This is a genomic window from Mesorhizobium sp. M0292 (genome assembly GCF_040321695.1).
Classification (GTDB): domain Bacteria; phylum Pseudomonadota; class Alphaproteobacteria; order Rhizobiales; family Rhizobiaceae; genus Mesorhizobium.
Genome location: NZ_JAMYSB010000003.1, coordinates 326,277 through 339,608 on the forward strand (window position 1 = coordinate 326,277; position 13,332 = coordinate 339,608).

Annotated in this window: 7 protein-coding genes; 2 read left to right on the forward strand and 5 right to left on the reverse strand. The window is 63.3% G+C overall.

All coding sequences use genetic code 11. The features are described from left to right. Positions 1–156 precede the first annotated feature (156 nt). Together NKI96_RS06530 and NKI96_RS06535 are read left to right on the forward strand one after the other, a co-directional pair. Positions 157–2,526 carry a trimethylamine N-oxide demethylase gene (locus tag NKI96_RS06530; protein WP_352803382.1) on the forward strand — a complete coding sequence of 790 codons (2,370 nt, stop codon included), beginning with the start codon at positions 157–159 and terminating at the stop codon, positions 2,524–2,526. Positions 2,527–2,832: 306 nt separating this feature from the next. After that, entirely contained in the window at positions 2,833–4,542 is a 1,710-nt protein-coding gene (locus tag NKI96_RS06535; protein ID WP_023668560.1) for a trimethylamine N-oxide permease, read from the forward strand. 61 nt (positions 4,543–4,603) lie between these two features. Here NKI96_RS06535 and NKI96_RS06540 read toward each other — a convergent pair whose 3' ends face one another. From NKI96_RS06540 to NKI96_RS06560, 5 genes are all read right to left on the reverse strand, one after another. Beyond that, on the reverse strand, positions 4,604–5,959 hold the full coding sequence (locus NKI96_RS06540) for an LLM class flavin-dependent oxidoreductase (RefSeq protein WP_352803385.1): 1,356 nt from the start codon (positions 5,957–5,959) through the stop codon (positions 4,604–4,606). A 275-nt stretch (positions 5,960–6,234) separates the two neighbouring features. Then, positions 6,235–9,372, reverse strand: a complete 3,138-nt coding sequence (locus NKI96_RS06545; RefSeq protein ID WP_352803386.1) for an efflux RND transporter permease subunit — start codon at positions 9,370–9,372, stop codon at positions 6,235–6,237. 248 nt (positions 9,373–9,620) lie between these two features. Further along, the gene (locus NKI96_RS06550) at positions 9,621–10,760 is read right to left on the reverse strand and encodes an efflux RND transporter periplasmic adaptor subunit (protein WP_352803389.1); all 1,140 of its coding nucleotides are present in this window, start codon (positions 10,758–10,760) and stop codon (positions 9,621–9,623) included. Positions 10,761–10,818: 58 nt separating this feature from the next. Continuing rightward, positions 10,819–11,424, reverse strand: a complete 606-nt coding sequence (locus NKI96_RS06555; protein ID WP_023668564.1) for a TetR/AcrR family transcriptional regulator — start codon at positions 11,422–11,424, stop codon at positions 10,819–10,821. Between the two features lie 153 nt (positions 11,425–11,577). Next, positions 11,578–13,218 (reverse strand): acyl-CoA synthetase, encoded by a 1,641-nt coding sequence (locus tag NKI96_RS06560; protein ID WP_023820978.1) that lies wholly within the window; start codon positions 13,216–13,218, stop codon positions 11,578–11,580. Positions 13,219–13,332 lie beyond the last annotated feature (114 nt).

Genomic DNA, 13,332 nt, shown 5'->3' on the forward strand with positions numbered 1-13,332 from the left:
GGCGTTCGGAAGATGGGTTTGATTGGAAGGGTCTAACCTGCAGCGACCGCGTCGAGAACGCCACCTCCACCTTGCCAAACCCAACCGCGCTGCTATTCTTGCTGCTAAAATAATTTTACACACAGGCAAACTTGTTTCTGTAACCGCAAGGCTGAGATGAGCCAGTCGCCCTACCCTTCAGTGACAGCCGGGCCGCCGCGGCCGAGCCTCATCCTGAGGCCCGGCCAGATCGCGCTGCCGCCGGGCATGGAGCGCCATACTATCCTGGGGAATGGCGCGGTGCTGATCGAGGTCGAGGCCGGCGATACGTTCACCGTGCGCAATGTCGAGGGCGGGCAGGCTTGCGAGTTGCTGGCCTGGGACAGGACCGGCGCCACCGATCCTTCCATCCTCGGCGAAAAGTCCAACAGCAATGCCGCCGGGATCAAGGCGCTTCTGGCCGAGGGCGATGACAGCCTGGCTTCCGTCCGTCGTGGCCTTGAGCGCCGCCAGGTGCAGCTCGACGAGCCCAAGGCGGTGCGTGTGTTCGGCGGCGCAACGCCTGCCGGCACCGAGCAGGCATTCACGGTCAGGCGCGACGGCGCGATGCTGATTGCCGCACCCGGCGGGCCGATGCTCGTCGACAGCCATGATACGGCAACGCCGCTCACCGTCATGGTGCGCCGCGCCACCGTGCGCCTGAAGACAAAGTCGCAGCTGGCCGATCCGCTTGCCGATCCGGTGCTCGATCTGCGCGTCCATTCGGCGACAGCCGAATCCTATTTCGTCAAGGCGGGCGACTACCTGCAGATCATCGATGTCGACGGCCGCCAGTGCACCGATTTCCAGTGCTTCTCGGCGCGCAAGCTGGACAAGGGGCTGGACCATCCGCTCGACGTAACGACCACGCGCACGCTGATGGGGTCGAGCTACCCGATGCCGGGCCTGCATTCGAAATATTACGACCAGGACATGGAGCCGCTGGTCGAGGTTATCCAGGACACATGCGGCCGGCACGACGCATTCGCGCTGGCGTGTGCCGCCAAATATTACGATGACATCGGCTATCCCGGCCACACCAACTGCTCGGAGAACTTCAATCGCGCGCTGGCCGACAAGGGCGTGACGCCCCGCGCCGGCTGGATGGCGATCAACTTCTTCTTCAACACGGCGATCGACGCCCATGGCGTGATGGTGTCGGACGAGCCGTGGTCGCGGGCAGGTGACTATGTGCTGCTCAGGGCGCTCACCGACATTGTCTGCGTCTCCTCCGCCTGTCCCGACGACACGACACCGGCCAATGGCTGGAACCCGACCGACATCCATGTGCGAACCTATTCCGGCCAGCACAAATTCTCGCGAGCGATCGCCAGACGCATGACGCCCGATTCGGAACCGAAAATGACCCGCGAGACCGCCTTCCATTCAAGCTTCGCCAAGCACACCCGCAACTTCGTGGAATACCGGGGTTATTGGCTGGCCAATTCTTTCGCCAAAGAGGGGCCGATCGCCGAGTACTGGGCCTGCCGGCAGGACGCGGTGATCATGGACCTGTCGCCGCTGCGCAAGTTCGAGGTCACCGGTCCCGATTCCGAAGCGCTGCTGCAATACACGCTGACCCGCGACGTCAAGAAGCTCGGCGTCGGCCAGGTCGTCTATTCCGCCATGTGCTACGAGCATGGCGGCATGATCGACGACGGCACGCTGCTGCGGCTCGGCAAGGACAATTTCCGCTGGGTCGGCGGCGATGACCTGTCCGGCGAATGGCTGCGCGGGACGGCAAAGAAGCTTGGCCTCAACGTGCTGGTGCGCTCGTCCACCGACCAGATGCACAATGTCGCTGTCCAAGGGCCGAAGAGCCGTGACATTTTGCGAGAGGTGGTCTGGACCTCGCCGCTGCAACCGTCGATCGACGAACTCGAATGGTTCCGCTTCGCTGTCGCGCGCATCGGCGGCGGCAATGGCATTCCGGTCGTGGTGTCGCGCACCGGTTATACCGGCGAGCTCGGCTACGAAATCTGGTGCCACCCACGCGACGCCGAAAAAGTGTTCGATGCCATCTGGGAGGCCGGCCAGCCGCACGGGCTGAAGCCGATGGGCCTGCAGGCACTCGACATGGTGCGCATCGAAGCCGGGCTGATCTTCGCCGGTTACGAATTCTCCGACCAGACCGACCCGTTCGAGGCGGGCATTGGTTTCACCGTGCCGTTGAAGACCAAGACCGACGATTTCATAGGCCGCGAGGCGCTGATAAGGCGCAAGGAACATCCGCAGCACAAGCTCGTCGGCCTCGACATCGACAGCAATGTCGCGGTCGGCCATGGCGACTGTGTCCATATCGGCCGCGCCCAGATCGGTGTCGTCACCTCGGGCATGCGCTCGCCGGTGCTGAACAAAAACATCGCTCTGGCGAGGCTTGACGTCACCCACGCGGCAATCGGCACAGAGGTGGAGATCGGCAAGCTCGACGGTCATGCCAAGCGGCTGCCGGCGCGGGTGGTGGCCTTCGCTCACTACGATCCGCAAAAGACCAGGCCGCGATCCTGAGGGTTGCACCCCCGGCCCTTCGCAGGCTCAGGGCGTTCGAAGCTCGAAAGCAATTGGCTTTCCGTCCGCTACCGCGGACCGCTTCTCACCCCGCAAGGGGAGAAGGACAAAGCGAGCGTTTCGCAACCGTGATGTGCACGACGCCACAAATCACTTGACGTGAAAGCGCGCCGGATCAATCTTCACTGTTAAGAAAAAAATACGACTGAGTGGAAACACTGGAGTCGTGCGGTCATGTACCGGGGAACAAGCTTCGCGAAGCCGAGGCATCACCGGCCGGGAACACAAAATGGGGAATTCAGACAGATGAGCACGATTACCACTGCCCTGGAGCAGCCCGCTGAAGGCAAGCTGCTCCGCAACATCGACTGGCGCGGCGCCTTCTGGGTGGCGAGCGGCGTTCCTGCCCTTGTCCTGTTTTCGATCGGCGGCATTGCCGGAACGACGGGAACGCTGGCCTTCGGGATCTGGATCGCTTCCATGATCATGGGCTTCCTGCAATCCTTCACCTATGCCGAGATCGCCGGCCTGTTCCCGAACAAGTCGGGCGGCGCCTCGATCTACGGCGCCACCGCCTGGCTGCGTTATTCCAAGTTCATCGCGCCGCTGTCGGTGTGGTGCAACTGGTTCGCCTGGTCGCCGGTGCTGTCGCTGGGCTGCTCGATCGCCGCCGCCTATATTCTCAACGCGCTGGCGCCGGTGCCGCTGTTCACCGAGGCGTCGCCGGACGTCGTCGCCTATATCGCGGCGCATGCCGGAACGGTGCCTGCCGACGCCATCGCCGCGGTGACCGCGGCGGCCACGCCGGCGATCCGCAACTGGACGCTGTTCAGCCACACGCTGGGTCCTGTCTCCTTCACCCTCAATGCCACTTTCTTCATCGGCGCGGTGCTGATGCTGATCATCTTCTCGATCCAGCATCGCGGCATTCTCGGCACCGCCAATGTGCAGAAGTATATCGGCCTCCTGGTCATCATCCCGATGCTGATCGTCGGTGTCGTGCCGATCGTCACCGGCCAGATCAACTGGGCGAACTTTTCGCCGCTGGTGCCGCTGGCGGCGGCTTACGCGCCGGAGCCCGGCTCGTGGAACATTGCCGGCTGGACGCTGGTGCTGGGCGGCATGTTCATCGCCGCATGGTCGACCTATGGTTTTGAGACCGCCGTCTGCTACACATCGGAGTTCAAGAACCCGGGCACCGACACGTTCAAGGCGATTTTCTATTCCGGCCTGCTCTGCATGCTTCTGTTCATCCTGGTGCCCTTCACCTTCCAGGGCGTGCTGGGCCTCAACGGCATGCTGGCGACGCCGATCGTCGACGGCTCGGGTGTCGCCGATGCACTGGCCGGCATGGTCGGGGGTGGCGCATTGATCCACAGCCTCTTGGTGATGCTGATGATCCTGGCGCTGGTGCTGTGCATCATGACGGCAATGGCCGGCTCGTCGCGCACGCTCTACCAGGGCTCGGTCGATGGCTGGCTGCCGCGCTATCTCAGCCACGTCAACGAGCATGGCGCGCCGACGCGCGCCATGTGGACCGATCTCGTCTTCAACCTGATCGTGCTGGCCATCGCCTCGGCCGACGCGACGAGCTTCTTCTTCATCCTCGCCGTGTCGAACTGCGGCTACATCATCTTCAACTTCCTCAACCTCAATGCCGGCTGGATCCACCGCATCGACAACGGCCACATCAACCGGCCTTGGAAGGCGCCGAGCTGGCTGCTCGGCCTCGGCGCCATCTTCGCCTATGTAAACGCCATCTTCATGGGCGCCGGCGCCAAGGTGTGGAACCCGATGGCGCTGTGGGCCGGCCTGATCACAGCCGCCTTGATCATCCCGGTGTTCTGCTACCGGCACTACGTCCAAGACAAGGGCAAGTTCCCCGACCACATGCTGGCCGACCTCGGCATGGCGGGCGCAGACCTCTCGGTCAAAAAGGCAGGCATGCTGCCCTACCTGACGCTGGTCGCCGGCCTGGTGGTGATGCTGCTCGCCAACTGGTACTTCGTCATCTGAAAGTGATGGCTTGAAAAGAATGGGCGCGCTTCGGCGCGCCCGTTTCTTTTTGTGGCAGACGTCAGCCGGCCTTGCGGATGACCGCTTCGGAGCCTTCGAAGAACCGGTTCGGCGGACGCTTCAGGCCGAGATTCTCGCGCAAGGTGGTGCCCTCATACTCGCGCCGGAAGAGCTTTCGCCGCTGCAGCTCGGGCACCACCTTCTCGGCGAAGTCGTCGAGCCCGGCTGGCAGATAGGGGAACATGACGTTGAAGCCGTCTGACCCTTCGGCAAACAGCCATTCCTCCATCGAATCGGCGATGGTTTTCGGCGTGCCGACGAAAGCAAGGCCGGAATAGCCGCCGAGCCGCTGCGCCAGCTGGCGGACGGTCAAAGTCTCTCGGCGCGCCAGTTCGATGACGCGCTCACGGCCGCTCTTGGAGGCATTGGTCTCGGGGATTTCGGGCAAGGGCGCGTCGGGATCAAAGCCGGATGCGTCGTGCCCCAGCGCGATCGATAGCGAGGCAATGCCGCTCTCGTAATAGACCAGGCTGTCGAGCTTGGCGCGTTTGGCCTGTGCTTCCTCGACACTGTCGCCGACGATGACGAAGGCGCCGGGCAGGATCTTGATGTCGTCGCGCGAACGGCCAAGGTTCTCGGCCCTGCCTTTGACATCGGCGAAGAAGCGCTGTCCGGCTGCGAGATCGGAGTGGGCGGCGAAGATCACCTCCGCCGTTTCGGCTGCCAGCTGCCGCCCGGCCTCAGACGCGCCGGCCTGGACGATGACCGGCCAGCCCTGCACGGGGCGCGCAATGTTGAGCGGGCCGCGCACCGAGAGATGCTCACCCTTATGGTCGAGCACATGCAGCCTCGCGGGATCGAAATAGAGCCCGCTCTCGGGGTCGCGGATGAAGGCGTCGTCGGCAAAGCTGTCCCAGAGGCCGGTCACCACATCGTAGAATTCCCGCGCATTGTGATAGCGCTCGTCGTGCTCGACATGCTCGTCGAGGCCGAAGTTCAGCGCGGCGTCGGGATTGGATGTGGTGACGATGTTCCAGCCGGCGCGGCCGCCGCTGATATGGTCGAGCGAGGCGAAGCGGCGGGCAATGTGATAGGGCGCGTCGAAGGTTGTCGATGCGGTGGCGACAAGGCCGATATGATCAGTGACGGCGGCGAGCGCCGACAGCAGCGTGAACGGCTCGAACGAGGTCACCGTGTGGCTGCGCCGTAGCGCCTCGATCGGCATGTTGAGAACGGCCAGATGGTCGGCCATGAAGAAGGCGTCGAACTTCGCCGCCTCAAGCGTCTGCGCGAAGCGCTTCAGATGGGCGAAGTTGAAGTTGGCATCGGGATATGAGCCGGGATAGCGCCAGGCCCCGGTGTGAAGACTGACCGGACGCATGAAGGCGCCGAGCCGCAATTGCTTGTTGTCTGCCATGGGATGATCACCTGATGCGAATGAGCGTTGCCGCTCCGATATGTAAGCAGGATCGGACGGCTTTGCCGTCCTGGAAAGGAATTCTGTTTTGCAAAACCGGCGCCGCGAAGCATTTTCATACAGGTGGCCGTTCAACCTATTTTGATGAACCCGCCTGGTGTTGAGATACTTGCCTGGGTGCTCGGTGCCACCGGCAAGGAGAAAGCCAGAACGCCGCACGTCAAGCGTACGGCGTTCCAGCCTTTTCCAAGGTGCATCCTGTGCGCCGGCAGCGCCTACTCGGCGGCCAGCGCGAGTGGCGGCCTGTCATTGTCCTGCACCGCCTCATCAGCCGGCTTCCTGCCTTTCTTCGGCTCGCGGCCGAAGAACAGCGCGTAGCCTGCCGGCAGCACCAGGATGGTGAGTACGGTGGCGACGAGGATGCCGCCCATCATGGCGTAGGCGAGCGGTCCCCAGAACACCGCACGCGAGATCGGGATCAGCGCCAGCACCGCCGTCATCGCCGTCAGCACGATCGGCCGGAAACGGCGCACGGCCGAGCCGATGATGGCCTCCGATCGGTCCATCCCCCTGGCGATGTCCTGATCGATCTGGTCGACCAGGATGATCGAGTTGCGCATGATGATTCCGAGCAGCGCGATGACACCGAGGATGGCGACGAAGCCGAACGGCGCGCCGCTGATCAACAGAGCCGCCGCCGCACCGATGATGCCGAGCGGACCGGTGGCCAGCACGAGCATCGCCTTGCCGAAATGCTGCAGCTGGATCATCAGGAGCACGACGATGACGGCCAGCATGATCGGCGCCTTGGCGGCAATCGAGGCCTGGCTTTCGGCGGAATCTTCCGCACCGCCCTGGATCTCGATCTTGTAGCCGGGCGCCAGGCCGGCGCGCATGCCCTGCATGTCATTGTAGAGCTTGGTGACGACGTCGTTCGACTGCACGCCATCCGGCAGCGTGGCGCGCACCGAGATGGTCGGCAGGCGGTCGCGCCGCCATTCGACGCCCTGCTCGAGCACCGGCACCACCTTGGCCACCTGCGACAGCGGCACGAAGCCGCCGAAATCGGTCGGGATATAGACCGAGTCGACCGAGGACAGCAGGCTGCGGCTGGCGTCCGGTTCGCGGGCGACGATGGAAACCGTCTCCTCGCCATCACGGAAGTCATCGAGCGGCGCGCCGGACATCGCTGCCTGCAGCATCTGGCGGATGCGCTGCGAGGTGACGCCAAGAGCACGGGCGCGGTCCTGGTCGATGATCAGCTTCATCGCCGGTACCGGCTCCAGCCAGTCGTCATGGACGGCGCCGAGCAGCGGATTTTCGGCGAATTTCGCCTTCACCTGGTCGGCGATGCGGCGCACCTCCTGGCGGTCCGGACCCATGATGCGCATCTGCACCGGCCAGCCGGTCGGCGGGCCGAGGAACAGACGGTCGACCTTGGAGCGGATCGAAGGGAAATCCTGCGCCAGGACTGAGCGCAGCTTGAGGATCAGCCGCTCACGTGCCGGCTCGTCATTGGCCATCACCAGAAGCTGCGCATAGTTCGGATTGCGCAATTGCTGGTCGAGCGGCAGGAAGAAGCGCGGCGCGCCTTCGCCGATATAGGTGGCGATGAAGCGCTTGTCCTTGTCGTCCATCATCCGGGCTTCCAGCGCTTTGGCCTGCGTCTCGACCTCCTTGATCGAGGTTCCCTCAGGCAACCAGAGATCGACGAGGATTTCCGGCCGCGAGGATTGCGGGAAGAAGTTTTGTGGGATGAACTGGAACGCCCACAGGCTGGTGGCGAAGGTGACCAGCGTCATCACCAGAACGATGATGCGGTGGCGCACCGCCCAGCCGACCGTGGCGCGCAGCCGCCGGTAGAAGCCGGTGTCGAAGGCGTCATGATGGTTGCCGGCGTGTTTGCGCTGCTTGAGGATCATGTAGCCCAGCCACGGCGTGAAATAGACGGCGACGAACCACGACACGACCAGCGCGATGCCGACCACATAGAACAGCGTGCGCACATATTCGCCTGCGGTCGAGGCGGCGAAGCCGACCGGGATGAAGCCGGCTATGGTGATCAGCGTGCCGCTCAGCATCGGGAAGGCGGTCGAGGAATAGGCGAAGCTCGCCGCCTCGATCTTGACCAGCCCCTCCTCCAGCTTGCGCTCCATCATCTCGACGACGATCATGGCGTCGTCGACCAACAGCCCGAGCGCGATGATCAGGGCGCCGAGCGAAATGCGCTGCAGATCGATGCCGAGCTCGTACATGATGGCGAAGGTGGCGGCCAGCACCAGCGGAATGGCAATGGCGATGACCAGGCCGGAACGCCAGCCGATCGACAGCAGCGAGACAGCAAGCACGATCAGCAGCGCCTCGCCGAGCGCCTCCATGAACTCGTTGACGGCGTCCTTGACAACCTCGGGCTGGTTGGAGATCTGGTCAACCGCAACGCCGTAGGGCAGCGCTTCCTCGAAGCGCTTGTAGGTCGCCTCGACATCCGTGCCGACGTCCCTGACGTTGAAACCCTTGGCCATGACGACGCCGACCTGGACGCTTTCGTGGCCGTTGAAGCGGTACTTGCGCTGATAGGGATCTTCGAGACCGGAACTCACGGTGGCAATATCGCCAAGACGTGTCACCTGACCACCGGCGCGCAGGCGCAATTCCCTGATGTCGGCAGCCCTGGTGACATCGCCCTCGACCGAGATGCGCACCGAGCGCAGGCCGGTGTCGACGGAGCCCGCCGGATCGACATTGTTCTGGCCCTTGATGGCGTTCTGCAGGTCGGTCAGCGTCAGGCCGCGTTCGGCCAGGGCCTTGGACGAGACGTCGATATAAAGCTTCTCCGGCTGGTCGCCGATGATGACGGCCTTCTCGACGCCCGGCGTCGTCAGCAGCATGTCGCGAGCCTGGGTGGCGAATTTCTTCAGCTCCGGATAGCTGTAGCCATCGCCGCCGATCGAGTGCAGGGTGATGAAGGTGTCGCCGAACTCGTCGTTGAAATAGGGCCCGAGCAGGCCTTGCGGCAGGTCGCCGGAGATGTCGCCAACCTTCTTGCGCACCTGGTAGAAGGCGTCCTTCACCTCCTCTGCAATGGTGTCGCCCTTGATCTGGACGGTGATGATGGCGCTGCCGGCGCGGGTGTAGGAACGGACGAAGTCGAGGTGCGGCGTTTCCTGCAGCTTGCGCTCGATCTTGTTGACGACCTGGTCTTCCATCTCCTGGATCGAGGAGCCCGGCCAGATCGCCTGGACGACCATGACGCGGAAAGTGAAATCGGGGTCTTCCTTCTGGCCCATGCGCATCAGGCCGAGCGCGCCGGCAATGATGATCAGACCGAACAGGAAGCGCGCGATCGAGGGATGGCCGATGGCCCAGCGCGAAAGATTGAAAGGCTGCTTTTCAGTGCTGTCGGTGGTGGTCATCGGCGTCAGTCCAATTCGTTGATCGTGCGCGCATGCGCTTTGCATGCAGCTAGGATATTCCGATGCTGGCTTCCGGGCGGCGAGGCTTTCCGAGCGGAGAGACACTCATCGCGGTGGGACGCGCGGATCGATGCGGGGGAACTCGATCTTGGCGTCTCGACCATCGGGCGCTCGCCGCCCGGAAACCCTGAATTCGCTTGCCCAGCCCTTTCGCCGAAGCGACGATCAAGCCGGCTTCATGCCTGCGGTCAGCGCAGGGCCTTTGCGGCATCGCCTTCCGCAGAGGCGGCCTGGACCGCATCGCCGGTCAGCTTGACCTTGAGATTCTCGGTCATGAACTGGGTGCCGGCGGCAACGACGACATCCCCCGGCTTGAGCCCGTCGGCGACGCTGACGCCGTCGGCGGTGAACTCCGCAACCTTGACCAGGCGCTCGTGCACCGTCTCGCCGGCGCGGTCGACGGTCCAGACAATCTTGCGACCATCCTTTTCCGCAAGCGCGCTGAGCGGGATCGACACCATCTCCTGCTTCTTGGCCACCGAGGCCTCGATGTTGGCGGTCATGCCGAGCAGCACGCGCGGGTCGTCGGGCAGCGAGACGCGGACGGCAAAGGTGCGCGACTGCTGGTCGGCGCTGCCGGCGACTTCACGCACTTTGCCGGAGAGCGCCAGCGCGTCATCGGACCAGAAGCTGGCCTTGACGTCCTTTCCCGGCTTGAAGGCGGCGATGTCCATTTCGGGAACCGCGATCAGCACTTCCTTTTCGCCGTCGACGGCAACGGTCATCACAGGCGTTCCGGCGCCGACCACCTGGCCGACATCGGCCGAGACCGCCGTGACGATGCCGTTCTCGCTCGCCTTGAGATCGGTGTAGACGACCTGGTTCTGCGCCTGGGCAAGGGTAGAGCGGGCGGCATCGCGCGTCGCTACCGCCTGGTTGTAGCTCAGCGTCGCCTGTTCGAGTTGCGACTTGGAGGTGAAGTTCTTGGCAAAAAGCTGTTCGGCGCGCTTGCGGGACAGATCGACCGTCTCGACCTGCCGCTCGGCGGCGTCGAGGCTGGCCTTGGCGCTCTTGACCGACAGCTCATAGTCCGTGGGATCGATACGGGCTAGCACATCGGCTGTCGTCACATGCTGGCCGATGTCGACCAGGCGCTCAGTGACCTTGCCCGAGATGCGAAAGCCGAGGTTCATTTCGGTACGGGCTCGCACCGAGCCGGAATAGGTGAGTTCGCGACTCTTTTCGGCCTGGCCGATCTCGACCACCTTGACCGGACGGATGATGTCCTGGACCTCGGTCTTCTCCTGGCTGCAGGCGGCGAGCCCGAGCGTGGCGACGATCAGGCCGGCGACCGGCAGCTTGCGGATGATGGAACTGGACAAAGACACTTTCGTATTCCCGACTGGAGATGAACGGTCGACACCGGCGCCCGGCGGGCGGCGGCTATTACTTCAGAGCCTTGATCGCGTAATCGATGAGATCGTCGGGCATCGCCCGATTGGTCTTGGCAAGGCACTGCGCCACCATTTGCGGGTGGCACAGAATGACGGTGGCGGCGCCGAAGCAGCGCGATGCGATGACCGGATCCTGGTCGGCAAACTCGCCGGCCTCGATGCCCTCGCGGATGACCTCGGCAAACAGGTCGTGAATGCTGTCGATATGCTTGTCGATGACGCCCCAGTCGCGCTCGAGCGCGACGATGACCATTTCGTGGACCTTCTGGTCGTCGAGCATGACTTCCAGCGTCATCTTGTACTGCGCATGCACGTAGCGGCGCAGCCGCTCCTCGGCGCTGATCGGCAACCGGGAAATCTCGTAGGCCATGTTGTAGCTGGCGAGGAGCATGCGGCCGCAGACGGCCTGGTGGATTTCGACCTTGGAGGCGAAGAAACGGTAGATATTGGCCGGCGACATGCCGAGTTCGCGGGCGATGTCGGCGACATTGGTCTTGCCGTAACCATAGTGCCGGAACAGGCGTTCGGCACAGTCGAGAATGCGGGTGACATTCTCCTGGCGGGTGGAGTCGGCCATTATGCTGGCGGCTTCGGACATGGCTCTCTGTCGATTTATGAGTGACGAATTTCAACTTTCGTCAGTCGTAAATCGAAAAGAGGGAAGTGTCAATGCGAATTCGACGTACGCGTATAATTTGGTGACAGAGGGTGTGCGCGAACTCGACCTTGCGCGTGCCGTTGCGCTCTGGAACTAAGATCCCTTCGCCATTTCCCGCAGCTGAAACTTCTGGATCTTCCCCGTCGATGTCTTCGGGATCTCGGCAAAAATCACCGCCTTCGGCACCTTGAAGCGGGCGAGCAGCGCGCGGCAGTGTTCGATGATCTCGGTCTCGCTTGCCGCCTTGCCGGGCTTCAACTCGACATAGGCGACCGGCACCTCGCCCCATTTGTCGTCTGCCTTGGCGACGACGCCGCAGGACGCCACGGACGGGTGTTTGTAGAGGGCCTCCTCGACCTCGATCGATGAAATATTCTCGCCGCCGGAGATGATGATGTCCTTGGAGCGGTCCTTGAGCTGGATGTAGCCGTCGGGATGCATGACGCCGAGGTCGCCGGAGTGGAACCAGCCGCCGGCAAAGGCCTCTTCGGTCGCCTTCCTGTTCTTCAGATAGCCCTTCATGACGATGTTGCCGCGAAACATGACCTCACCGATCGTCTCGCCGTCGGCCGGCGTCTTCTGCATCGTCCCCGGGTCCATCACGGTCAGGCCTTCCAGCGCCGCATAGCGCACACCCTGCCTGGCCTTTTTGGCGCTGCGTTCGCCCTTGTCGAGACCGTCCCAGGCGCCGTGCCATTCGTTGACGACCGCCGGGCCATAGGTCTCGGTCAGCCCGTAGAGATGGGTGACGGCAAAGCCGGCATCGGCCATGCCCGACAGCACCGCTTCCGGCGGAGGTGCTGCCGCCGTATTGAAGGTCACCGTCTGGGGGAACGTCCGCTTGTCCTCGTCCCTGGCGTTGATCAGCACCGACATGACGACCGGCGCACCGCACAGATGCGTCACGCCGTGGTCGGCGATGGCATCGTAGATCGGCTTCGGCCGCACCCAGCGCAGGCAGACATGGGTGCCGGCCTGGACCGCCATCGTCCACGGAAAGCACCAGCCATTGCAGTGGAACATTGGCAGTGTCCAGAGATAGACGGCGTGCTTGGCCATGCCGGCATGGATGGTGTTGGTGTAAGCCATCAGGGCAGCGCCGCGATGGTGGTAGACGACGCCCTTCGGGTTGCCTGTCGTGCCTGAGGTGTAGTTGAGTGAGATGGCGTCCCATTCGTCGTCGGGCATCGACCAGGCGTAGCCCTCGTCACCGCCGGCGACGAACCCCTCATAGTCGATCGCGCCGATGCGCTCGCCCTTGGGATAGGGTGCATCGCTGGCATAGTCGGGATCGTCATAGTCGATGACCAGCGGCTTCACCTTGGCCAGTGCCAGTGCCTGTTTGACGACAGCGGAAAATTCGCGGTCGACGACGAGCACCTTGGTCTCGGCATGGTCGAACTGGAACGCAATGACGGCGGCATCGAGCCTTGTGTTGAGCGAATGCAGCACCGCTTTGGTCATCGGCACGCCGAAATGCGCCTCCAGCATCGGCGGCGTGTTCGACAGCATCACCGTGACGGTATCGCCCTTGCCGATGCCGCGCTTCGACAGCGCCGAGGCGAGCTTCAGCGAGCGCTGCCAGAAGGTGCGATAGGTGATGCGCTGGCTGCCATGGATGATGGCGACATGATCGGGATAGGTGCTTGCCGCCCGCTCCAGATAGGTGAGCGGCGTCAGCGGCTGATGGTTGGCGGCGTTCTTGCCGAGATCCTGCTCGTAGTGACTGCCCATCCCGTGCTCCCCGAATTTTCATTGTTGAGAACTTCTAACCACAGGTTCCCGCCACGTCACCATCGGCGATTCCCGACCGGGCACATTTGGCGCAATGATCGTCCAGATTCGATG

Coding starts and splice junctions, on each gene's coding strand:
- NKI96_RS06545 (WP_352803386.1), bottom strand. CDS start 9,372: ATGACCACCACCGACAGCACTGAAAAGCAGCCTTTCAATCTTTCGCGC.
- NKI96_RS06540 (WP_352803385.1), bottom strand. CDS start 5,959: ATGGCAGACAACAAGCAATTGCGGCTCGGCGCCTTCATGCGTCCGGTC.
- NKI96_RS06560 (WP_023820978.1), bottom strand. CDS start 13,218: ATGGGCAGTCACTACGAGCAGGATCTCGGCAAGAACGCCGCCAACCAT.
- NKI96_RS06555 (WP_023668564.1), bottom strand. CDS start 11,424: ATGTCCGAAGCCGCCAGCATAATGGCCGACTCCACCCGCCAGGAGAAT.
- NKI96_RS06530 (WP_352803382.1), top strand. CDS start 157: ATGAGCCAGTCGCCCTACCCTTCAGTGACAGCCGGGCCGCCGCGGCCG.
- NKI96_RS06535 (WP_023668560.1), top strand. CDS start 2,833: ATGAGCACGATTACCACTGCCCTGGAGCAGCCCGCTGAAGGCAAGCTG.